At 73.1% G+C, this 21,216-nt stretch carries 20 protein-coding genes; 9 read left to right on the top strand and 11 right to left on the bottom strand.

What is annotated here, in order from left to right; genetic code table 11:
• Window positions 1-150: 150 nt before the first annotated feature.
• The 3 genes from ACIA6T_RS14010 to ACIA6T_RS14000 all read right to left on the bottom strand — a co-directional run bounded on the left by ACIA6T_RS14010 (window position 151) and on the right by ACIA6T_RS14000 (window position 3,338).
• Complete coding sequence (locus ACIA6T_RS14010) at window positions 151-1,749, bottom strand: transporter (RefSeq protein WP_399446747.1); 1,599 nt, start codon at window positions 1,747-1,749, stop codon at window positions 151-153.
• Between the two features lie 5 nt (window positions 1,750-1,754).
• The gene (locus tag ACIA6T_RS14005; RefSeq protein ID WP_399446746.1) at window positions 1,755-2,531 is read right to left on the bottom strand and encodes an ABC transporter ATP-binding protein; all 777 of its coding nucleotides are present in this window, start codon (window positions 2,529-2,531) and stop codon (window positions 1,755-1,757) included.
• Between the two features lie 153 nt (window positions 2,532-2,684).
• Window positions 2,685-3,338 carry a bifunctional DNA primase/polymerase gene (locus tag ACIA6T_RS14000; protein WP_399446961.1) on the bottom strand — a complete coding sequence of 218 codons (654 nt, stop codon included), beginning with the start codon at window positions 3,336-3,338 and terminating at the stop codon, window positions 2,685-2,687.
• 315 nt (window positions 3,339-3,653) lie between these two features.
• Here ACIA6T_RS14000 and ACIA6T_RS13995 point away from each other — a divergent pair, with 315 nt between their 5' ends.
• Window positions 3,654-5,039, top strand: coding sequence for a transcriptional regulator (locus ACIA6T_RS13995; RefSeq protein ID WP_399446745.1), 1,386 nt, complete (start codon window positions 3,654-3,656; stop codon window positions 5,037-5,039).
• A gap of 170 nt (window positions 5,040-5,209) precedes the next feature.
• A complete protein-coding gene (locus ACIA6T_RS13990) occupies window positions 5,210-6,931 on the top strand; it encodes a hypothetical protein (protein ID WP_399446744.1) in 1,722 nt (573 codons plus the stop codon).
• A 47-nt stretch (window positions 6,932-6,978) separates the two neighbouring features.
• Here the strand turns inward: ACIA6T_RS13990 and ACIA6T_RS13985 are convergent, their stop codons facing one another.
• Window positions 6,979-8,280 carry an ABC transporter substrate-binding protein gene (locus ACIA6T_RS13985; protein ID WP_399446743.1) on the bottom strand — a complete coding sequence of 434 codons (1,302 nt, stop codon included), beginning with the start codon at window positions 8,278-8,280 and terminating at the stop codon, window positions 6,979-6,981.
• 94 nt (window positions 8,281-8,374) lie between these two features.
• Between ACIA6T_RS13985 and ACIA6T_RS13980 the strand changes: the two genes are divergently transcribed.
• Together ACIA6T_RS13980 and purU are read left to right on the top strand one after the other, a co-directional pair.
• Entirely contained in the window at window positions 8,375-8,899 is a 525-nt protein-coding gene (locus ACIA6T_RS13980) for a hypothetical protein (protein WP_399446742.1), read from the top strand.
• A 47-nt stretch (window positions 8,900-8,946) separates the two neighbouring features.
• Complete coding sequence (purU, locus tag ACIA6T_RS13975; RefSeq protein WP_399446741.1) at window positions 8,947-9,828, top strand: formyltetrahydrofolate deformylase; 882 nt, start codon at window positions 8,947-8,949, stop codon at window positions 9,826-9,828.
• 85 nt (window positions 9,829-9,913) lie between these two features.
• On the opposite strand, the gene ACIA6T_RS13970 is transcribed toward purU, so the two are convergent.
• Both ACIA6T_RS13970 and ACIA6T_RS13965 read right to left on the bottom strand, forming a co-directional pair.
• Entirely contained in the window at window positions 9,914-11,047 is a 1,134-nt protein-coding gene (locus ACIA6T_RS13970) for a maleylpyruvate isomerase N-terminal domain-containing protein (RefSeq protein ID WP_399446740.1), read from the bottom strand.
• Entirely contained in the window at window positions 11,044-11,625 is a 582-nt protein-coding gene (locus tag ACIA6T_RS13965; RefSeq protein WP_399446739.1) for a sigma-70 family RNA polymerase sigma factor, read from the bottom strand. The genes ACIA6T_RS13970 and ACIA6T_RS13965 overlap by 4 nt, the downstream gene beginning before the upstream one ends.
• A 357-nt stretch (window positions 11,626-11,982) precedes the next feature.
• Here ACIA6T_RS13965 and ACIA6T_RS13960 point away from each other — a divergent pair, with 357 nt between their 5' ends.
• From ACIA6T_RS13960 to ACIA6T_RS13950, 3 genes are all read left to right on the top strand, one after another.
• Entirely contained in the window at window positions 11,983-12,363 is a 381-nt protein-coding gene (locus ACIA6T_RS13960; RefSeq protein ID WP_085571378.1) for an STAS domain-containing protein, read from the top strand.
• A 148-nt stretch (window positions 12,364-12,511) separates the two neighbouring features.
• Window positions 12,512-13,024 carry an EF-hand domain-containing protein gene (locus tag ACIA6T_RS13955; RefSeq protein WP_399446738.1) on the top strand — a complete coding sequence of 171 codons (513 nt, stop codon included), beginning with the start codon at window positions 12,512-12,514 and terminating at the stop codon, window positions 13,022-13,024.
• A gap of 520 nt (window positions 13,025-13,544) precedes the next feature.
• Window positions 13,545-13,985, top strand: coding sequence for an ATP-binding protein (locus tag ACIA6T_RS13950; protein ID WP_399446960.1), 441 nt, complete (start codon window positions 13,545-13,547; stop codon window positions 13,983-13,985).
• A 617-nt stretch (window positions 13,986-14,602) separates the two neighbouring features.
• Here the strand turns inward: ACIA6T_RS13950 and ACIA6T_RS13945 are convergent.
• On the bottom strand, window positions 14,603-15,628 hold the full coding sequence (locus ACIA6T_RS13945) for a GlxA family transcriptional regulator (RefSeq protein ID WP_399446737.1): 1,026 nt from the start codon (window positions 15,626-15,628) through the stop codon (window positions 14,603-14,605).
• Window positions 15,629-15,699: 71 nt separating this feature from the next.
• On the opposite strand from ACIA6T_RS13945, the gene ACIA6T_RS13940 reads away from it, so the two are divergent.
• Window positions 15,700-17,016, top strand: a complete 1,317-nt coding sequence (locus ACIA6T_RS13940) for an MFS transporter (RefSeq protein WP_399446736.1) — start codon at window positions 15,700-15,702, stop codon at window positions 17,014-17,016.
• Between the two features lie 134 nt (window positions 17,017-17,150).
• On the opposite strand, the gene ACIA6T_RS13935 is transcribed toward ACIA6T_RS13940, so the two are convergent.
• Complete coding sequence (locus tag ACIA6T_RS13935; protein WP_399446735.1) at window positions 17,151-18,356, bottom strand: flavin-containing monooxygenase; 1,206 nt, start codon at window positions 18,354-18,356, stop codon at window positions 17,151-17,153.
• 102 nt (window positions 18,357-18,458) lie between these two features.
• Here ACIA6T_RS13935 and ACIA6T_RS13930 point away from each other — a divergent pair, with 102 nt between their 5' ends.
• On the top strand, window positions 18,459-19,070 hold the full coding sequence (locus tag ACIA6T_RS13930; protein WP_399446734.1) for a GNAT family N-acetyltransferase: 612 nt from the start codon (window positions 18,459-18,461) through the stop codon (window positions 19,068-19,070).
• An 84-nt stretch (window positions 19,071-19,154) separates the two neighbouring features.
• Here the strand turns inward: ACIA6T_RS13930 and ACIA6T_RS13925 are convergent, their stop codons facing one another.
• From ACIA6T_RS13925 to ACIA6T_RS13915, 3 genes are all read right to left on the bottom strand, one after another.
• The gene (locus ACIA6T_RS13925; protein ID WP_399446733.1) at window positions 19,155-19,820 is read right to left on the bottom strand and encodes a pyridoxal 5'-phosphate synthase; all 666 of its coding nucleotides are present in this window, start codon (window positions 19,818-19,820) and stop codon (window positions 19,155-19,157) included.
• 27 nt (window positions 19,821-19,847) lie between these two features.
• Window positions 19,848-20,273: a pyridoxamine 5'-phosphate oxidase family protein gene (locus tag ACIA6T_RS13920; protein WP_399446732.1), complete on the bottom strand. Its 426-nt coding sequence runs from the start codon at window positions 20,271-20,273 to the stop codon at window positions 19,848-19,850.
• Window positions 20,274-20,513: 240 nt separating this feature from the next.
• Complete coding sequence (locus ACIA6T_RS13915) at window positions 20,514-21,149, bottom strand: TetR family transcriptional regulator (RefSeq protein ID WP_399446959.1); 636 nt, start codon at window positions 21,147-21,149, stop codon at window positions 20,514-20,516.
• Window positions 21,150-21,216: the final 67 nt, after the last annotated feature.

Below are 21,216 nucleotides of genomic sequence, written 5' to 3'. Positions count from 1 at the left end.
GAGTGGTGGCCACGCCGGGACGGAGGGCCGCCTCACCTCAGCGGTGGGCCCTGTGGGCCGCTTCCCTCACGGCGACCACCGTGGGCCGCGCACCGGAACGCCGCGTGCCTGATCCCCTCCACCACGTCGCGGGACCCGACCTCCCGCTCCTCACCCCTTGCTCACCGCCGTCAGGATCTCCGGCAGCCGGCGGGCCGTCTGCGGGGCCGCCAGCCGCAGGCCGAGGAACGTCAGGGCCGCGCCGTACGCCGTGCCCACCGGCAGCAGCAGCCACAGCCAGTCGTCGCCGCCCTCGGCGATGTTCAGCCAGATGGTGAGGGCGATGACCGGGACGCACAGCACCGCCGCCGCGACCATGCCGCCGAAGATGGAGATCCAGGCCAGCCCGACCTGCCCCGGGGCGACGTTCCTGTGGCCCTCCTGCGGGATGGAGTACGGGAAGCGGGCCGAGGTCCACGCGCCCGTCGAGAGCATCGCGCCGAGCAGCGCGAAGGACAGGCCCAGCGCCTCCGGCAGCCGCGCCCAGTCGCCCAGCACCGCCGTCGTCAGCACGGTGACGAGCGCGGCGTACGGCAGGGTGACCAGCAGCAGCGCCAGCGCGCGGGCGCGCAGCTCGACGTACGCCTCCCGGGTCGACGAGATCGTCATCGCGACCATCCAGAACGCCGAGGTGTCCTGCCCGAACTGGTTGTACATCTGGATGCCGAGCATCCCGGCGGCGAAACAGGCGAAGTAGGCCGAGCCGGTGCCCTGCCAGGCGTTGAACACCGGCACGATCAGCCCGATCGCCAGCGAGGTCACCCACGCGGCCTTCGTCTTCGGATCGCGCCGGACGTAGCGCAGGCTGCGCTCCATGGCCGTACCCGTGCGGCCCGGCGGCAGCAGCCGGGACAGGCCCGTCGACGCGCGGTCGCGGACCGCCGTGTCCCCGGCAGCCTGGAGGGTGGAACCGTCCGGCGAGGTCATCAGCCGCGTCAGGGACCGCGACCACAGCGTGAGCAGCCCCGCCAACGCCGCCGCGCTCAGAGCAAGTTGCGCCAGCGCGACCCCGTACGCCCCCTCGCCCGCCGTGTGCACCGCGGCGACCGCCGACGCCGGCGGGAACCACCGCAGCACGTCCGCCGCCGGGTCGAGCTGCTCCAGACCGGAGGAACCCAGCCGCTGCGCCCCGAAGTTGACCACCTGCGCCCCGACGGCGATCACCAGCCCGCTGAGCACCGCGAGGTCCCGGCCCTTGCGGCTGGTGAGCAGCCGTACGTTGGCGGCGGCCACCGCCCGCGCGAGCGCCACGCACACCAGCAGCGCCAGCGGCACGGCGAGGACACCCACGGCGAACGCCGCCCCGCCGTGCGCGACGGCGATCACGGAACCGGCGAGCAGGCACAGCGTGAACAGCGGCCCGACACCGACCAGCGAGGACACGAGCAGGGCCCGCACCAGCGGCCGCGGCCGCAGCGGCAGCATCACCAGCCGGGTCGGGTCGAGGGTCTCGTCGCCCCCGGGGAAGAGCAGCGGCATCACCGCCCAGCCGAGGCCCAGCACCGCCACGAGCAGCACCACCAGCGACTCGACATGGCCGGAGCCGCGCAGCGCGATCAGCCCGAGCAGTTGCAGCGCGGCGAACAGCAGGACGACGACGGCGGAGGCGATGTACGCAGCCTTCCGCCCGCCGGACTGCCGCAGCCCGTTGCGCAGCAGGGACAGTTTCAGCCGGACGAAGACGGAGGTGAGAGCGGCGGGAGTGCTCACGGCGCTCACCGGGAACCCCCGCCCAGCCAGTCCAGGTCCGAACCGGCGTCGCGGCTGCCCGCCCCGACCAGCTCCAGGAACGCCCGCTGGAGCGAGGGCGCGTCACCGCGCACCTCGGCGAGCGGGCCGTGGGCGCGGATCCGGCCGGCGGCCATCACGGCCACCCAGTCGCACAGTGACTCGACGAGCTCCATGACGTGGGAAGAGAACACGACCGTGGCACCGGACGCCGTGTACCGCTCCAGAACACCCCGGATGGTCTGTGCGGAGACCGGGTCGACGCCCTCGAACGGCTCGTCCAGGAAGAGGACTTCGGGATTGTGCAGCAGGGCGGCGGCGAGCCCGGTCTTCTTGCGCATGCCGGTCGAGTAGTCGACGACGAGCTTGTGCTGGGCGCCGGCCAGATCGAGGACGTCGAGCAGCTGCGTGGCCCGCTTGTCGACCTCGTCACCGGGCAGCCCCCGCAACCGCCCCGTGTACGCGAGCAGTTCACGCCCCGACAGCCGCTCGAACAGCCGCAGCCCCTCCGGCAGCACCCCGATCCGGGCCTTCACCTCCGCCGGATCCCGCCACACGTCGTGCCCGACGACCTCGACGGTGCCCTGATCGGGCCGCAGCAGCCCGGTCATCATGGACAGGGTGGTGGTCTTCCCGGCCCCGTTGGGCCCGACCAGCCCGATGAACCGCCCCGCGGGCAGCTCCAGATCGATCCCCCCGACCGCGACCTGCTCCCCGAACCGCTTCCAGAGCCCCCGCACACTTACGGCACTGCCATCCACCATGTCTCCCTCCGTCAGCGATGAAGGCTACGGGGAGCGCAACACCCTCAAGGGGCGCGGGACTGTGTCGATATGCGGCTCCGCCGCGCGGGCGCGATCAGCCACGACGCGGCCGCGGTCGCCTACGAACAGAAACCACGCACATCAACAGGCGCCCTACCGATCCCTGCCGCACGCATAAGCCAACGGCGAGACCAACTCCTCCACATCCGGCAACCACCGGTTCGCAGCCGTAGGCCGGCAGGCCCACTGCACGGCCCCCCGGCACCCGACCCGTGTGGGCGGCGCGGCCACATACGCCCCCTCCCCGAGGACCGTCAGGTCGAGCGACGACAACGACCACCCCAGCCTGCGCAGCGACTCCGGCACCTTCGCCGAGGCCCCCGGCAGCACGAAGAACTCCGTCCGCCGGTCCGGCGTCACCGTGACCGGCCCCAGCGTCAGCCCCATCCGCTCCATCCGCGCGAGTGCCAGGAACCCCGCCGTCTCCGGCACGGAGACCGCGTCGAACGTCCGCCCGGTGGGCAGCAGGATCGACGCGTCCGGCTGCTTCTGCCACATCCGGCGGGCGACGGTCGCGCTGCCGGTCGCCTGGGCCGCCCAGTCCGGGCGGGCCGGGTGCGCGCCGGGCGAGGGGCACGCGGCGTCACCGCACGAGCAGCGCCGCACCCCCTCGACGGCCTCCAGCCAGGTGCCCGGGAACACGTCCCAGTGCCGCTCCTCGGCGTAGCGGACTGCGGTGTCCAGCAGCGATTCCCCGCGCTGCGTCGGGATCTGTACGGCGTCGGTGCCCGCGATCGTCTCTTCCACGATGAACACAACTACGGCCGTCACCAGGGGTTACGCCCGCGCGGATGCGCGGGGGAGGAGCACCGGTTCCGGGTTCGGGGCGCATGGGTGCATCCATGGGGGCGCGCGGGAGGATCCGCGTCCCCGGTGGGTAACCAGGAGGGGGGCCGGCATCCGCCGTTACCCCGGCAATCCTCACATGTCCCGCATTGTCGTTACTTCGGTGGGGCATTGATCTTCCCGGCCGCTTTTCTCGCCGGGACGCGAGACGTACGGCCGCGGAAGACACGTCAACTCGGTGCGTGGGCAGGGCACCGCAGCCTCAGGGGGTACGCCATGGCCGCAAGGCCTCTCGTCGCGCGGCAGCCGAACGAACGGCTGCAGGCGCTCATCCAGGAAGCCGGATGCTCCAACGCCGGGCTGGCCCGCAGGGTCAACATGTGCGGCGCCGAGCACGGCCTCGACCTGCGCTACGACAAGACGTCGGTGGCGCGCTGGCTGCGCGGGCAGCAGCCGCGGGGCCGGGCACCGGCGATCATCGCGGAGGCACTGGGCCGCAAACTGGGCCGTACGGTCACGATCGACGAGATCGGCATGGCCAACGGCAAGAACCTCGCCTCGGGTGTCGGCCTCCAGTTCTCGCCGACGGTACTGGGAGCCATCGAGCAGGTCTGCGAGCTGTGGCGCAGCGACGTGGGCCGGCGGGACTTCCTGTCCGGGTCCTCCGTCGCCGCCTCCGCGCTGGTGGAGCCCAGCCGCGACTGGCTGATCTCCGCGCCCGACGGGCAGGTGGCGCGCTCCGCCGGGCCCCGCGTGGGACAGTCCGACGTGGCGGCCGTACGGTCCATGACGCAGGCGCTGGTGGACCTGGACCACCAGTACGGCAGCGGGCACGTGCGCCCGGTCGTGGTCCACTACCTCAACAGCGTCGTCTCGGGGCTGCTGGCGGGGTCGTACCGCGAGGCCGTGGGACGCGACCTGTTCGCGGCGGTCGCGCGGCTGACCGAACTCGCCGGGTACATGGCCGTCGACACCGGGCAGCCGGGCCTCGCCCAGCGCTACTACATCCAGGCGCTGCGGCTGGCGCAGGCGGCCGGGGACCGCGGATACGGCGGATACGTGCTCGCCGCCTCCATGAGCCACCTGGCCGCGCAGCTCGGAAACCCGCGTGAGATCGCGCAGTTGGCGCGCGCGGCGCAGGAGGGCGCGCGGGGGCGCGTGACACCCCGCGCGGAGGCGATGTTCCACGCGGCGGAGGCGCGCGGGCACGCGCTGATGGGCGACGTGCACGCCGCGCAGACGGCGGCGGGGCGCGCGGTGAGCGCCATGGAGGCCGTCGATCCGGCCTCGGGCGACGACCCGGTGTGGATCGCGCACTTCGACGAGGCCTACCTGGCCGACGAGTTGGCGCACTGCCACCGGGACCTCGGCCAGGCGGAGGCCGCCGCGCGGTGCGCCCGCCAGGCGCTGGACGGGCATCCGGCGTCGCGGGCGCGGCGGCGCGCGATCGGCTTCGTGCTGCTGGCCACCGCGCAGGTGCAGCAGCGCGAGATCGAACAGGCCTGCAGTACGGGCCTGAAGGCGGTGGAGCTGCTGGGCGGGCTCCGCTCCAACCGGGGCGCCGAGTACCTGGAGGACCTCCAGCAGCGCCTCGAGCCGTACCGGGAGGAGTCGGTGGTACGGGAGTTCGGGGCGCGGATGGAGCTCCAGACGGCGGCGTGACGTCCATGACGTAGGGGTGAAGGGGGTGACGCAAGCGGCTTACGGTGTCCCGGTTTTGTTACCGCGCTCACAGGGCAGGAGGTCAGGTCCTGTGCTGCGTGGCACCGGGCTCAGGGGACCCGGTAGCGTGAGCCGACGATTCACAAGGTCCCCCATTGGTAGGAGTCCCGGTGACGCAGAGTGGACAGGGCGAGGAGCCCTCGGCGCGCCCCGCGCGCGAAGGCATCGTGCTGCCCTCCGACGGTGGTGAACCCCTGCTGCCGGGCATGACGGCCGGACCGGTCGCCCCCGGCGGCAGCGCGGACGGCCGGACCTCCGGCGGAGAGTTCCCCGCCGCGGCCCCGCCCGGCGGCCAGACCTGGGGCACGCCGTGGGGCCCCGGGCAGCAGAACCCGGCTTCACCGCCCGGCCAGGACTGGCAGTCCCCGTCCGACGGCCGATGGGGCACCCCGGAGCCGTCCCCGTGGGGCGCGCAGAACCCGCCCGCCCCGGCCCACGGCGGCGGCCCCGGCCCGCTCCCGCCCGAGGGCGCGCAGACCCACGGCGGCCATTCCCCGTACGGCGCGAACGGCCCGCAGCCGGGCGCCGGATACGGCGGGAACACCCCGTCCGGCCCGCACGGAGACGTTCCGCACGGCGGTGCCGGTCCGTACGCCGCCGGAGCCCCGCTGCCGCCCGCGGGCGCGGACCCCTACGGCGCCCCCGCCCAGAACGGCTACGGCGCCCCCCAGTACCCGCCGGCCGCCGCGCCGGACGGGGTGGAAGGGGTCACCCAGTACATGCCGCCGGTGCCCGCCGCCGACGAGGGGGCGACGCAGTACATACCCCCGGTATCAGCCGCCGACGAGGGGGCGACGCAGTTCATACCCCCGGTGAGCCCGGGCGCGCTGCCCCCCGAGATGCCCACCCACGGCTCCGGGGCGGGCGGATACCCGGGCGTGCCCCCGCAGCACGTACCCGGCGCGGGACACCTGCCGCCCGCCGGTGGCCCCGACGCCGAGGCCACCCAGTACATCGCCCCCGTCGCCGACCAGCCCCCCGGGCAGCCCTACGGCACCCCGCCCGGTGACGGCAACCGGCAGCCGCCCGCCGAGTTCGACAACCTCTTCCGCGACGACGCCGGCGGCCCGGCCGGAACCCAGCAGCTCCCGCGCGTCGAGTACGGGCAGCCCGCCCGGGCCGCCCACACCCCGTCCGGCCCGCCCGGCGGCCCGGCCGGTCCCACCGCCCCGACCGGGGGCCGGGGCGGACGCGGCGGTGGCCGTACCGGCTCACGCGTGCCGCTCATCGCGGCGGTCGGCGTCGGTATCGCCGTCCTCGGGGTCGGCGCGGGCGCGCTGCTCGGCAGCCCGGGCGGCGACGACGACGGCGACAACCAGAACGTGTCCGCGACCGCGCCCGCCAGCGTGGAGGCCTCCGCCTCGCCGGCCGCCGACCCGGCCCGTGAGCAGGCCGTCGAGCTGGACAAGCTGCTGGCCGACAGCGGCAACAGCCGCACCACCGTGATCAACGCGGTCGCCGATGTGAAGGCCTGCCGCGACCTCGGCCAGGCGGCCGAGGACCTGCGGGAAGCGGCCGGGCAGCGCACCCAGCTCGTGACCGACCTCTCCGGCCTGTCCGTGGACAAGCTGCCCGACCACCAGGCGCTGACCACCGCGCTCACCAAGGCGTGGCAGGCGTCGGCGTCGGCCGACAACCACTACGCCGCCTGGGCCGACCAGACCGCCGGCAAGAAGGGCTGCAAGAAGGGCCAGGCCCGTTCCACCGGTCAGACCCAGGCGGGCAACCAGGCCAGCGGCACGGCGACCACCGAGAAGAAGAAGGCCGCCCAGCTGTGGAACGTGATCGCCAAGCAGTACGGCCTGACCGAGCGCCAGCCGACCCAGCTGTGACCGGACGCCGCTGACCCGCGTCCCGCCCGGCCGGGCGGAACCGCGGGTCAGCCCAGATCCGCGTCCCGCAGCGTCTTCGTCACGTCGGTGAAGCCCTTGCGGGCCGCGACCAGTCGGCCGTCCTCGACCACCTGCAGCGTCACGTTCGCGTTGACCAGCCGGGGGAAGCCGACGGCGGCGAGCTCGTCCTGGAAGTTCCACCGCAGGGCGGGGGTGAGCCCGCCCGTGGTGACCTTCAGTCCGTCGTCCAGAGCCCCGCTCACCGTGTCGGCGCTCACCTCGCCGTCGCCCAGGGACTCGACGACCTGCTTGAACACGGTGTAGGCGATCCAGGTGGTCTGCACCCCGGCGTCCGCGGCGTCGATCCGGTTGTCGCCGAACGCCTCCTCCTTGATCACCTTCTTCATCGGGTCCCAGCTCGCGTCACTCGCCGCCGGGTACCAGCCGGTGACGTACGACCCCTCGTACGGCCCCGACGCCCCGCCGGACGCGTCGATCGTGCTCTGGTCGACGCTGCCCAGCACGGTCGCGGTGCGCACCTCGGGATAGTCGGCGCGGGCCCGCCGGAAGGAGTCCATGAAGGTGCCCGTGCGGTCGCCGAGGGCGGGCACCACACAGCCCCGCTCGGCCACGTCCGCGGTGGAGCGCTCCAGGGCCTGCCGCGCCTGGCTCTCGTACGAGGTGGCGTCCTCCGCGGCCCGCTGGTCACCGGAGCGCGCGTGCCCGCCCGCCGCAAGGCCCGAGTCGAGCAGCGGGGGCAGCTGGTCGCCCACGATGGTGTCGGGCCGGATCAGGGTGACCGGCCCGCAACCGTCGGCCAGGGTGCGGCCGAGACCGGCCAGCAGCGCCGGCTGGCCGCCGTTGACGGGATAGGACAGCGGGCTGGTGAACTCGTCGTTGGTGACGCCGTAACCGCCGATGTACGGGATCCCGGAGCCCTCCAGGGCGGGCATGAAGGAGTCGGCGTACTGGCTGTAGGAGCCGACGACCGCGACGGCGTTCTCCTGCACCGCGCGCCGGGCGCACCGCGCGGCGGCCACGGTGTCGTTCTTGTCGTTGCAGGTCAGTACGGTGAGCCGGCGGCCGTTGATACCGCCCTGGGAGTTGATCCAGCGGGCGTACGCTTCGGCGAGCGCGGGCATCCCGGGCTTGTTGGTGGCCTCGGTGTCCTGGGGCGCCCACGTCATCACGGTGATGGGGCCGTCGTCCCCGGAACCCCCCGTGGCACCGGGGACGACACCGCACCCGGCGGCGAGCGACGCGCACGCCACCAGCGCGCCCGTGGTCAGGACGCGGGCCCTGACGGGCCGGTGGAGGAGAATGCTGCGGATGCGTCGCCTGCCGGTCATGCCCCCGCACGATTCCGCCACATGGCCAACCCCGGAGTGACCGTCGGTCAACGGACGGTGACGCCGAGGTGAATTACGGGGTCCCGTATGACTCATGTGGCGCGGAAACGTACGATCGACGACCGTGCAAGGTTCGGAGAACTCTTCCCGTCGCGGCCGTCGCTCCTCCACCATGGGCGGCATGCCACTCAACGACATGCCGTGGTGGCGCTGGCGCAGCAATGTGCGCTCCGCGCTGCACATGCTCTCCGACCCCGCCTTCCAGCGGGGCGTCTGGCTGGCCGGGGCCGACGGCTACGGCGACGTCACCGACGCCGTCTACCGGCTGGTCGAGGACACCTGGCTGGACAACTGGTCCGCCGAGAAGTACGTCGGCACGATCTTCCGCGACTCCCAGGAGGCGGCGCTCGTCGACACCGCGGTGCTGCGCGTGCTGCGGATCATGCACCAGGTCGGCCCGGACGCGCCGGTGGCCGCCTATCTCGAGCACGAGGGGTGGCCGGAGGCGGTACGGGCCGCGCGGGACGCGCACGTGCGGATGGCGGCGAGCGACGGTGACGACCCCGACGCCCCGCCGAGCAGCCTCGAGGTGCTGCGGATCGTGACGCGGTCCGCGTAGCGGAACGGTCGGCCGGCCGTGACCGCGCGTGTGGGACCCTTTTCTGTATGAGCGAGCAGTCCACCCGAGCCGCGGCCCCCGCCGACCAGTACGTCCTCACCCTGTTCTGCCCCGACAAGCAGGGCATCGTGCACGCCGTGTCGAGCTACCTCTTCATGACCGGCTGCAACATCGAGGACAGCCAGCAGTTCGGCGACCACGACACGGGACTGTTCTTCATGCGCGTCCACTTCTCGGCGGACGCCCCGGTGACCGTGGAGAAGCTGCGGGCGAGCTTCGCGGCGATCGGTGACTCCTTCCACATGGACTGGCAGATCAACCGGGCCGACGAGAAGATGCGCATCCTGCTCATGGTCAGCCGGTTCGGGCACTGCCTGAACGACCTGCTGTTCCGCGCGCAGACCGGCGCGCTGCCGGTGGAGATCGCCGGGGTGGTGTCCAATCACACCGACTTCGCCGAACTGGTGGCTTCGTACAACATCCCCTTCCACCACATCCCGGTGCCGAAGGACGGCAAGCCGGAGGCCGAGGCCCGGCTGCTGGAGATCGTGCGCGAGAACGACGTCGAACTCGTCGTCCTCGCCCGCTACATGCAGGTCCTCTCGGACGACCTGTGCAAGCGGCTCTCCGGGCGGATCATCAACATCCACCACTCCTTCCTGCCGAGCTTCAAGGGCGCGAAGCCGTACCACCAGGCGCACGCGCGGGGTGTGAAGCTGATCGGCGCGACCGCGCACTATGTCACCGCCGATCTCGACGAGGGGCCGATCATCGAGCAGGAGGTCGAGCGGGTGGGGCACGACGTCACGCCCGAGGGGCTCGTCGCGATCGGACGGGACGTGGAGTGCCAGGCGCTGGCGCGGGCGGTGAAGTGGCATGCGGAGCGGAGGATTCTCCTGAACGGTCGGAGGACGGTCGTTTTCGCCTGAGAGCTCGGGGGCTCCGGCTCGGTGGCGGCTGCGGGCGCGAGCAACCACGAACCACCCGCAGCCGCCGACGGGACGGAACCCGCCCCTACATCCGGCTCATGCTCGCCGCCGCGAACAGTACGTCCTTGATCGCCTCGCGGTCGCCGACCTGCCCCACCGCGGCCTCCCGCGGCGGGACGTGTCCCGCCGCGAGCCTGCAGAACTCCGCCCCGTCCAGCGCGACATGCGCCACCTCGTGCTCGGCCGACCCCTTCGCCGCCGGCGAGTCCAGCGGGATCAGCCACTCGCCTCCGCCGGACCCCTCGATCTCCAGCCGCAGGCTGCGCCCCGGCTCCCCGGCGGCGACCAGGTGCCGCTCCACGGGGGAGGCCAGCCCGTGCAGCCGACGGTGTTCGAGGACGGCCGGCAGCATCCGTGCGGCCAGGTCGACGATGCGGTGCAGATGCCGCCCGGAGGGCGGGTCGTACGGGTAGTCCACCGCCTCGGCGATGTCCTCCGCGTGCACCCAGCACTCGAAGGCCCGGTCCAGCATCGCGTCGTGCAGCGGCAGTTCGTAGTCGCCGTACGACACCGGCAGCCGTCCGGTGCCGCCGCCCGTGAAGGACACCGTCCGTACGAGGCCGTGGCTCTGCTCCCGCCAGGGCGTCCGCACCGAGCGGGTGGGCGGGAAGCGGGCGGCCCGCCAGTACGCCTCGGTGCGCTCCGACGGGGTGGGCCGGGCGGCCGTGGCGTCGCCGAGCGGGTCGTCGAGGCCGAGGGCGACCGCGACCAGCCCGTCGACCGTCAGCAGGTGCGCGATGACCCCGGCGACGGTGGTACGGCGGCTGCTCGCCTCGTCGGACTCGTACCAGCGCAGCCGCACCGGCGCGTGCCACTCGGAGTCGCCGAAGTCCTGGAGCAGCGCGTCCAGCCGCGCGGTCTCGGCGTCGTACGCGGCGGCCCACTCCGGCACGGGGACGCGGGGCGGGCGCCGCTCCAGGCAGGCTTCCAGGACGCGGGTGCGCAGGCCGGGGTCCAGGTCCAGGCTCTCGGGCCGCTGGAGCAGGCCGACCGCCTCGCGCAGCCGCAGCGCCTCGTCCGCGCAGGGACCGCAGGCGCCGAGGTGCTCCTCGACGGCGTCCGCCTCCGCCTGCGCGCAGGCGGCCAGCGCCCAGGCACCCAGCAGCGACTTCAGCACGTGGTGCTCCAGCACGAGCGGCTCGGCACGGTGCTCGCTCACGCGGCGCCCCCGATCCCGGGCGGGTTGCCCGGGGCACCGGTGTCGTGCGCGGTGGCCAGCAACTGCAGGCCGAGGCGGAGCCGGCGGCGGGCCTCGTCGTCGGTGACGCCCAGGTCGGCGGCGGTCTGGCGGTAGTCCCGGCGCTGGAAGTACGCCAGCTCCAGGGCGGCCCGCAGGGGCGTCGGCATGGACTGGACGATGTAGTCGGCGCGGGCCGCCACCGAGGCGTGCCGCACCGTGCGCTCCAGGTCCTCCGCGGTGCCGGGGCCGCCGCGGGCGAGCGCCGCGGTCTCCGTGGTGCGCAGCCGTCGTACGGCCAGCAGGCTGGTCAGCGTGGCGAGCCAGGTGCGCAGGGGTTCCTGCGCGGGGTCGTAGGAGTCCGGGTGTTCCCAGACGTGGGCGAAGACGGCACGGGTGACGGCGTCGGCGGCGTGCTCGTCGCCGACGACGCGGTGGGCGAGGCCGTGCACGAGCGAGGCGAACCGGTCGTAGAGCTCGCCGAGGGCCGCCGCCTCCCCGCGCGAGAGCCGCTGCTGCATCCTGCGGTCCCAGCGGGGCGGTACGTCCGTTTTCGGCATGCGGCCCCTCACCCCCTGTTCCTTCCCGCTCCCGGGTCGGTCGGTACCCGGGTCCGGTGTGGCCTGCGACCCCAGGAATGTAGTCGGCGCGCAGGAGGGCGCACGCCCCTTTATGACAATGTGCGCCCCTGGAGGAGCCGCAGGTGGTAAGGGGCCGCCCGCCCACGTCGGGCGCCGTTCGGGCCGCATCCACCCACCTCCGCACCGATCGGAATCGATCGAATCAGATCGAAGACGACTAAAATAAGCCCTTTCTGTTCGGTACTTGTTTCTCGGCCCGTGTTTCGGGGAACGGCCGGTGGGCAGCCGCGCTGCAAGGAAGCGTAGGGACTGCTTCCGTTTCGGCGAGCGAGGGACGTGGTGGTGACCTTCAAAGTGACCGACAAGGAGCACGGCGAGTGGGCCGTGCTCCGGGTCTCGGGCGAGCTGGACCTGGTGACGTCCCCGGTGCTGCGCCAGCGGGTGCACGACGTGGTGGCCGAGGGCAGGCACAGCCTCGTCCTCGACCTCTCCGAGGTGTGGTTCTGCGACTCCAGCGGGGTCGGCGTGCTCATAGCCTCCCGCCGGCTGCTCCGCTCCTGCCGGGGCAGCCTGCGGCTGATCCTCCCCGCGCGGGGGGCCGCCGACGGCAGTCACGTCAACAAGGTGCTCGGCGCCCTCGGGGTCCGCCGGCTCTTCGAGATCCACCCGGACGTCCCCTCCGCGGTCGACGAGGACTCCCGCCCGCTGTCGGCGTGACGCCGTGTGCGGGCGCTCACACGTGTCACACGCTTGTCCCGTTATTCCCCCGGTCTTGGTCCAGGCGTCGTTTTCCGGCTCCCCGGCGGCCCTCCACCACGTACGCTCCCAGCGAGACGACCCACTGACCTAAGGCGGCCTGAGAGACATGGTCACCAGCGAGTACGAGCGCAGGATCGCGGCCCGCTTCGCGGGCTTCGACCAGGACGGCAACGGCTGCATCGACCGCGAGGACTTCAGCGGAGCGGCCAAGGCGCTGCTCGCCGAGTTCGGCACCGCGGCCCGCTCCGACCGGGGCCAGGCCCTGTACATCGGTGCGGAGGCGTTCTGGCAGGGCATGGCGGGGATCGCGGACCGCGACGGCGACCAGCGCATCACGCGCGAGGAGTTCGTGAACGGCGCGGTCAAGCGGCTGCGGGACAACCCGGACCGGTTCGCCGAGATCGCCCGCCCCTTCCTGCACGCGGCGCTCGCCGTCGCCGACCCCGACGGGGACGGTACGGCCGGCGTCGAGGACACCGCGCGGGTCCTCAAGGTGCTCGGCGTCCCCGAGGACCTCGCCCGTACGGCCGCCGCCGCGCTGGACTCGGACGGCGACGGCAGGATCGGCGAGGAGGAGATCGTCCGCTCCTTCGCCCGCTACTTCACCGTCCCCGCGTAGCTCCGGTGGCCCTGGTGGCCCTGGCGGCCCGGGTGGAACGCCTCCGCGCGGATGTCACGGATCGTGGCATTTTCATGATCACGGAGGGTTGATGCCGGCTTGTGTCCTGTGCGGTACTCGTCACGGCCCGGAGTCGGACGTCCGCTCCGGTACCTTGTGTGGGATGCGAGTGGTCCCGCGTACGCACCGCACCGGAGTCGCCCCCGAGGCGACTCCGTACCGGCCGGTGCCTGCGACTTCCCGCCGGGTGGCCAGGCGAAACGCCGGCGCCCGTTCGACTTCCCGCGGCGGGCGTCGCACAGTATGCCGTACGTGTACTCCTTCGCGCTGGAATATGCCCGAAGCGCTTGTTGGGGTGACTGTACGTCAACCATGCTGTTCCACAGGGGATTCACGTTCCGTGACCCCTGTCCCGGCCGTTGTTCCGGCCATGCAGAAGATGGCTACGATCGTGGCCCTCGTGAGGCGCGAGTCCAAGTGTCCGCCGGTTCGGATGGTGTGAGCGGTGCAGGTGCTTCAAGTGCAGCTGGAGATCCGGCCCGACCCCGCTGAGGTGGGACGGGCCCGGCGGTGGGCCCGTTCGCGGCTGGCCGGTTCGGGCATAGGGGCCGATGAACCGCTCGCCGAGACCCTGATCCTGCTCGTCTCGGAGCTCGTCACCAACGCCGTGGTGCACACCGGCCGTCCGGCCGTACTGCGGCTCTCCCTGCCGGAGGAGGACGCCGAGGGGGCCACCGTCCGCCTGGAGGTGACCGACCGCAGCGAGCGGGCGCCGGTGCCGCGCTGTGTGAACGGCGAGGCGACGGGCGGGCGCGGGCTCGCGCTCGTGGACGGACTGGCGGATCGGTGGGGGTGGAGCGCGGAGGGGGCCGGCAAGCGGATCTGGTGCGAGCTGGATCGCTGCGGGCAGGTCTCCGACGGGGCTTCGGCTTGTGGCGGGTTGGCTTACGAAGCGGTGTGAGTACGCGCGGGGCGTGTGTCGTGCGGGCGTGGGAGGGCTCGGTTCATCCGGTTCGTCGGCGGGTGCGGGCCGGTTGGGGCTGGTCGCGCCCACGCGGCGGAGCCGCATATCGGTACGGCCCCGCGCCCCTTCAGGGGTTGTCCGCGCCCTTCCTTGCGCAGTTTCCCGCGCGCCTTGGGGGAGTTGTCCGCGTCCCTTGTCGTCCGGTCGCCCACGTCTTCGCAGGTGCACGGGTGCACGGGTGCACGGGAGGCCGGGTCGGTGGGCGGGGGTGTGATGTGGTGCGCCGGGTGTGCTTCTGTGCGCGGTGTCGGCGAACAGGGCATATGCCCCAAGCAGATCATTGCCACCCGAATCGGTATTGACGTGCCGTGACCGTTTGATCACGCTGTTCGTCAACGATTCGCCGCGAGGGGACGGCGAGGGCTCGACGACGGGAGCCCTCGACGAGTGTGGGTCGTGATTCGGCGTCGGTCCCCTCAGGGCCGAGGGGAACCCGGGCGGGAGCGCCGAAGCCGAAGAGCGGTGCGGCGCCGCCGTGCTCGGGGTGGACGGCGCCGCACCGCCACCGTCGGCAGGCGCCCGGGTATCTCCACAGCTTGTGGGCGGTCTCCCGCTCACCCCCGGGCCGACGCGGCCGTCCCCGCCCGGAAGGTCCGCCGGTACGCCGTCGGCGTCACCCCCAGCGCGGTCTGGAGGTGCTGCCGCATCGACTGGGCCGTGCCGAAACCGGCGTCGCGGGCCACCTGGTCCACGGACAGGTCGGTGGACTCCAGCAGATGCCGGGCCCGTTCCACCCGCTGCCGGGTCAGCCACTGCCCCGGACTGACGCCGGACTCCTCCCGGAAGCGGCGCGTGAAGGTGCGTACCGACATCGCCTCCCGCGCGGCCATGTCGCGCAACTGGATCGGCTCGTGCAGCCGGCCCAGCGCCCACGCACGGGCGGCGCTCGTGGAGGCCTGCTGCGGATCGGGCACCGGCCGCTCGATGTACTGCGCCTGCCCGCCGTCCCGGTGCGGCGGTACGACCGTACGGCGGGCCACCTCGTTGGCGACGACGGCGCCGTGGTCGCGGCGCACGATGTGCAGGCACAGGTCGATCCCGGCCGCGACGCCCGCCGAGGTGAGGATGTCCCCGTCGTCGACGAACAGCACGTCCGGATCGACCTCGATCCGCGGGAACAGCCGCTGGAGGCGCTCGGAGTCGGCCCAGTGGGTGGTGGCGGGCCGGCCGTCGAGATATCCGGCGGCGGCGAGGACGTACACGCCGGTGCAGATGGAGGCGAGCCGGGTGCCGGGGCGGATGCGGGCGAGGGCGGCGGCCAGTTCACCGGTCAGCTCGCCCCGCTCGAACACCGGGCCGAGCTCGTAGGACGCCGGGACGATCACCGTGTCGGCGGTGGCGAGGGCCTCGGGGCCGTGGGCGACGTGGACGGCGAAGTCGGCGTCGGTCTCCACCGGCCCGGGCGGCCGGACGGAGCAGGTGATCACCTCGTACAGGCGCCGCCCCCGCGCGTCCTTCGGGCGGCCGAAGATGCGGTGCGGGATGCCCAGCTCGAAGGGGAGCAGCCCGTCGAGGGCGAGGACGACGACGCGGTGGGGCCGGAAGCCGGCGGACGCTCGGGAGGGCTCGACCGGATCCATGGCCCGATCCTAGCGAATGCTGTCCTCCCGGCCACTCGTTGCGGCGGGCCCGATCCCGGAGGCTCTATGGCGTGACCCGGACAAGCGAGACAGCCGCCGTCGTGGAGCCGCCCGCGAGCGGCCCGAAGCCGACCCGCACCCGTGTGCACCGCGCGTGGTTCGTCGCCGCCGTCACCTTCGTGACGATCATCGGTGCCGCCGCCTTCCGCTCCGTACCGGGCCTGTTCATCGACCCGCTGCACACGGAGTTCGGCTGGTCGCACGGGACCATCGGCGCGGCGGTCTCCGTGAACCTCGCGCTGTACGGCCTCACCGCGCCGTTCGCGGCGGCGCTGATGGACCGCTACGGCATCCGGAAGGTGGTCGCGGTCGCCCTCGGCGTGATCGCGCTCGGCTCGGGCCTGACGGTGTGGATGACGGCGGCCTGGCAGCTGCTGCTGTGCTGGGGCCTGCTGGTGGGACTCGGCTCCGGTTCCATGGCGCTGGCCTTCGCCGCGACCGTGACCAACCGCTGGTTCACCGAGCGCCGGGGCCTGGTCACCGGCATCCTCACCGCGGCGTCCGCCTCCGGGCAGCTGATCTTCCTGCCGCTGCTGTCCTGGATCGTCTCGCGGTACGAATGGCGGCCGGCGGCGGTCACCGTGGCGCTCGCCGCGCTGGCCGTCGTCCCGTTCGTCTGGCTGCTGCTGCACGACCACCCGGCCGACGTGGGGGAGAAGCCCTACGGGGCCGAGGAGTTCGTGCCGAAGCCGGAACCTGTTCCGGGGGCTGCCCGGCGTGCGCTGACCGTGCTGTTCTCGGCGGTGCGGACGAGGCCGTTCTGGCTGCTCGCCGGGACCTTCGCGATCTGCGGCGCCTCGACCAACGGGCTGATCCAGACCCACTTCGTGCCCGCGTCCCACGACCACGGCATGCCGATCACGACCGCGGCGTCCCTGCTGGCCGTCATCGGCGTCTTCGACGTCGTCGGGACGGTGGCGTCCGGATGGTTCACGGACCGCTTCGACGCGCGCCGGCTGCTCGCGGTGTACTACGCGCTGCGGGGGATCTCGCTGCTGTTCCTGCCGATCCTGCTGGCGCCGAGCGTGCATCCGCCGATGCTGTTCTTCATCGTCTTCTACGGGCTGGACTGGGTCGCCACCGTGCCGCCGACGCTCGCGCTGTGCCGTGAGCACTACGGGGAGGACAGCCCGATCGTGTTCGGGTGGGTGCTGGCCTCGCACCAGGTGGGCGCGGCCGTCGTCGCCTTCCTCGGGGGTGTCGCGCGGGACGTGTTCGGGTCGTACGACGTGGTCTGGATCGCGTCGGGGGCGTTGTGCGCGGCGGCGGCGCTGATGGCGCTGGTGATCCGGCGGCGGGCGGCTCCCCTTGCGACGGCGGTCGCCTGAGGGGTCGGGGCCGGGACGGGGCGGGGGTCGTTGCGCGGCCCGGCGTTTGCGGGGTGCCGCCGCGCCCACCCGTGCCGCCCTGGGGGTACCTCCCAGGCCCGTTTAGGCACTGGGGGAGGCACGACTGCCCGCAGTCACGCGGGCAGTCGGGAGGCTCCCCCCGCGCGGGCCACCGCCCTCGCGATCCGCTGCGCGTCCAGCGCCAGTTCACGGAGATTGCCGCTGATCGGATTGGTGAACCCCGTGAAGTAGAGGCCGGGCGCGCCGGCCGGGGTGCGGGCGCCGTGGACGACCGGCCTGCCACGGCCGTCGAGGACACCGAGCCCGCCGACCAGCCCCTCCAGACCGCGCTCGTACCCCGTGGCCGCCACGACCGCGTCCGGGCCGACGCGATCACCGTCCGCCAGGACGACCTCGCCCTCCTCGAAACCCTCCACCGCGGCCACGACCTCCACCGCCCCCTTGCGCACGGCGTCGATCAGACCGACGTCCTGCACGGGGATGGCCCCCTCCCGCACCCGGCTGTAGAGCCCGGATCCGGGACGCGGAAGCCCCCGGTCCGACAGGTCCGGCAGCGCCAACCTCGCCTGGACCCGGCACAGCCGGTCGACGAGGCCGACCGGCAGCCGGCGTACCAGGACCCCCGAGTACTGCGCGGGCCAGCCGGCGGTCGAGCGGCGCACGATGTGCGGAGGGGTGCGCACCGCGAGGCGCACCCGGGAGGCGCCCCCCTCCACCAGGTCCACGGCTATCTCGGCACCCGTGTCGCCGACGCCCACGACCAGCACGTCCCGGCCGGCGAAGGGCTCCGCGTCGCGGTACTCGGACGCGTGCAGGAACTCGCCGGTGTACGTGTCCAGGCCGGGCCAGTCGGGGACGCGGGGCGTGTGGTTGAAGCCCGTGGCGACGACGACCGCCGCGCCGGTCAGTTCGCGGCCCCCGGTGGCGTGCAGCAGCCAGCCGGTGCCGTCGGGGGTGCGCTCGACCCGGGAGACCTCGACACCGGTGACGATCTCCAGGCGGTGGTGCTCGGCGTACTTCTCCAGGTACCGGACCACGTCGTCGCGGGCCGGCCACCGCCCGAACCGGCGCGGCATCGGCAGCCCGGGCAGCGCGGACAGGCGCCGGGTGGTGTGCAGGCGCAGCCGGTCGTAGTGGCGCCGCCAGGAGTCCCCCACGCGGCCGGAGCGCTCCAGGACGACGGCCCGCACCCCCCGGGCGCGCAGGGCGTACGCGACGGCGAGTCCGCCCGGGCCGCCGCCGATGACGTAGACGGGGCGGTCCGCCCGGTTCGGCGCGGTGGGCTGCGCGGACGTGGAGGAGTCGGAGGAGTCGGCCATGAGCGCGAGCGTAATCACGCCCCTGGTTGATGGGTATCGGTCAAGACCGGAATTGGTTGCGGATTGGTCACGTGTGCGGGGATCGCGGGTTTGAATGTCCTCATGTCCTCCTCACCCGGGCCCACCGGGCCCCTCCCCGAGCTTCACGGCCACGGCCTGCGCCTCCGCCCCTGGGATCCCGAGTCCCGGGCGGACGTGGACACCTGGCTGCGCGGCCTCACGGACCCGGAGTTCCGGCGCTGGAACACCCCGCTCCGGCCGATCACGGACGCGGACAGCGCCCGGGAGTCACTGCGCCGGGGCGCGCGGCACGACGCGGACGGCACGGGGGCGTCCTTCCGGATAGCCGACGCCCGCAGCGGTACGGCACTGGGGCACATCGGCGTCAACGAGATCCACCCCGTCATGCGGCGCGGCACGGTCGGCTACTGGGTGCTCCCCGAGGCCCGCGGCCGGGGCGTCGCCACCCGGGCGCTGCTGCTCACCGCCCGCTGGGCGCTCACCGAACTCGCCCTGCACCGGCTGGAGCTGAACCACGCCATCGGACACGAGGCGTCCTGCCGGGTCGCCGAGCGCTGCGGGTTCCGCCACGAGGGGACGATGCGCGGCGCGATCTTCGAGGCGGGCCGCCACGACACCTTCCGCGACGCCCACCTGCACGCCCGTCTCGCCCCCGACCCGGAGCCTGTCCTCACGGCGACAGGGACCGTCTGACCCGGCTCTGGGCTCACCGCCGGTGCGGAGCCGTGGGGCGTTCCGCGACGCCCGCCCGTCTCGCCCCCGACCCGGAGCCTGTTCTTACGGCCACAGCGATTCCCTGACCCAGCCCTCCGTCCCGCGCCGGTAGCGGAGCCGTACGTGCCGTCGTCGGGGCTCGCCCTGGAAGAACTCCACCTCGTCGGCCCGCAGCCGGTACAGGGTCCAGGACGGGGCCGGGGTGTCCGGTGCGTGCTGTGCTTGTCGCCATGCCGCCTCCGAGGCCCGTGCGAGCTCCTCCGGCGATCCGAGGACCTCGCTCTGCCTGCCGGTCAGCGCTGCCGCCAGCGCCCCGGTGGAGCGGACGTGCAGGTCCGCCTGCGCCTCCTCGGCCGGGGCCGCCCCGACGGGGCCGCGCACCCGCACCTGGCGGCCCAGCACCGGCCAGTAGAGGGCCAGCGCGGCGTACGGACGTGCGGCGAGGTGGCCGCCCTTGCGGCTGTGCGCGTGGGTGGCGAAGGACCAGCCGTCGTCGTCCGCGCCGTGCAGCACCACGATCCGTACGTCCGGCAGCCCGCGCGCGTCCGCCGTGGCCAGGGACATGGTGTGCGGCTCGGTCTGGCCGGCCGCCACGGCCTCGGCGAACCACCGCGTGAACAGCGGCAGCGGTTCGGCGGGCGCGGCGGCCGGGTCGAACGCCGGCAGGTCGGTGACCTGCGGGTCCCACACCCGCAGCGACCTCAGCAGCTCGTGGAGATCGGGTTCCATGCACCGATTGTCGGGCCTCCGGCGGGTTCACACCGACCCGAGGTCCGACGACACCCACCGCTCGGGCCGCATCCGTACGACGACCTGCTCGCCGTGGTTCTTCCAGGAGAAGTCGACGTACCCCTCGACCTTGTCGGCCGGCAGATAGCGCGCGGAGATCTCCCGCAGCAGCTCGACCGTGGCCGGGGTGGTGTCGAGCACCGGTCCCTCGACCGAGACGTAGCGGATGGTGGGTTCGAGGCGGTCGACCATGAGCGAGAACCGCCCCGCCGCGCTGATCAGCCGGTTCTTGCGCGAGTCCAGGCCGGTCATGATCCATACGTCGCCGCCGGGCGCGTACTGGTACCAGATCGGCACGGTGAGCGGGGCGCGGCCGTCCCCCGCGTCGACCGCCAGCGCCGCGATGTGCGGCTCGGCCAGGAACTGTTCGCGCTCTTCGCGGGTCAGGGCCATTCCGGGTTCCTCCTGCGGCGTGTGCGTCGGACGTTCACTCGGGGGCGTTCGGGGTCGCTCGGGCCTGCGTTCGGCTCGATGGAACACAACGCCGGGCGGGCGCTGCCGTGTTCCCCGTTCCCCCCACCGTGTGGAAAGCGGCAGGCGGCGGCCCACCGGAGTGGACCACCGCCCGTCTGACAGGACTTGCAGAACCGCGCACCGGTAGGGACCGCCGGGCGCCTATTTCACCTGTTCCACCTACTTCGCCGGCTTCTTGCCGGTGACCCCCAGGTGCACCAACAGGGCCAGGTTCGGTTTGAGTTCCGCCTGCTTCACGCCCCAGGAGGAGAAACCTTTCTGGTGGGAGGCGACGGCCGCGAGCATGGCCACCAGCGCGCCGGCGACCGCCGCGGGGTTCACGTCCTTGTCGATCCGCCCCTTGGCCTGCAGCTCGGCGACGGAGTCCGCCAACGAGTTGTTCACGGAGTTCAGGATCTTCATACGGATCTTGTAGAAACGTTTATCCCCCTCGGCCGCACCGAGGTCCACGACCCGCAGGATCGCCTCGTTGTCCCGCCAGAACTCCAGGAAACCGTCGACGAGTTCCTGCGCCGTCTGCCAGCCGGCCTTCCCCGTCCAGGAGCGGCCCTCCAGCAGCTCGCTCAGCCCGGCGCTCTCGGCGGCCATGCGCTCGGCGATCTCCAGGACGGCGCCCTCGACGTCCGGGAAGTACTGGTAGAAGGTCGCGGGCGAGGTGCCCGCCTTCCGTGCGACATCGATGACTTTGACGTCCCGGTAGGGGGAGGAGCTGAGCATCTCGCTGAGGCAGTCGAGCAGTTTCTGCCGGGTCGCCTGCCCACGCCGGCCGGCCACACGGCCGTCGACGGTACGCACTTGTCCTGTCATGCCGTCAGCTTACCGACGGGCGATCCCGGCGCGATTCGGCCGACTGCAAATGGGG

Source organism: Streptomyces sp. NPDC051740 (genome assembly GCF_044453165.1).
Lineage (GTDB): Bacteria > Actinomycetota > Actinomycetes > Streptomycetales > Streptomycetaceae > Streptomyces > Streptomyces atrovirens.
The sequence above is the reverse complement of the archived record's forward strand: the minus strand, read 5'-3'. Positions and strand labels throughout refer to the sequence as shown.

Coding starts and splice junctions, on each gene's coding strand:
- ACIA6T_RS13945 (WP_399446737.1), bottom strand. CDS start 15,628: ATGGATCCGGTCGAGCCCTCCCGAGCGTCCGCCGGCTTCCGGCCCCAC.
- ACIA6T_RS13995 (WP_399446745.1), top strand. CDS start 3,654: ATGGCCGCAAGGCCTCTCGTCGCGCGGCAGCCGAACGAACGGCTGCAG.
- ACIA6T_RS13955 (WP_399446738.1), top strand. CDS start 12,512: ATGGTCACCAGCGAGTACGAGCGCAGGATCGCGGCCCGCTTCGCGGGC.
- ACIA6T_RS13935 (WP_399446735.1), bottom strand. CDS start 18,356: ATGGCCGACTCCTCCGACTCCTCCACGTCCGCGCAGCCCACCGCGCCG.
- ACIA6T_RS14005 (WP_399446746.1), bottom strand. CDS start 2,531: ATGGTGGATGGCAGTGCCGTAAGTGTGCGGGGGCTCTGGAAGCGGTTC.
- ACIA6T_RS13985 (WP_399446743.1), bottom strand. CDS start 8,280: ATGACCGGCAGGCGACGCATCCGCAGCATTCTCCTCCACCGGCCCGTC.
- ACIA6T_RS13980 (WP_399446742.1), top strand. CDS start 8,375: ATGTGGCGCGGAAACGTACGATCGACGACCGTGCAAGGTTCGGAGAAC.
- ACIA6T_RS13925 (WP_399446733.1), bottom strand. CDS start 19,820: ATGGAACCCGATCTCCACGAGCTGCTGAGGTCGCTGCGGGTGTGGGAC.
- ACIA6T_RS13920 (WP_399446732.1), bottom strand. CDS start 20,273: ATGGCCCTGACCCGCGAAGAGCGCGAACAGTTCCTGGCCGAGCCGCAC.
- ACIA6T_RS13930 (WP_399446734.1), top strand. CDS start 18,459: ATGTCCTCCTCACCCGGGCCCACCGGGCCCCTCCCCGAGCTTCACGGC.
- purU (WP_399446741.1), top strand. CDS start 8,947: ATGAGCGAGCAGTCCACCCGAGCCGCGGCCCCCGCCGACCAGTACGTC.
- ACIA6T_RS13965 (WP_399446739.1), bottom strand. CDS start 11,625: ATGCCGAAAACGGACGTACCGCCCCGCTGGGACCGCAGGATGCAGCAG.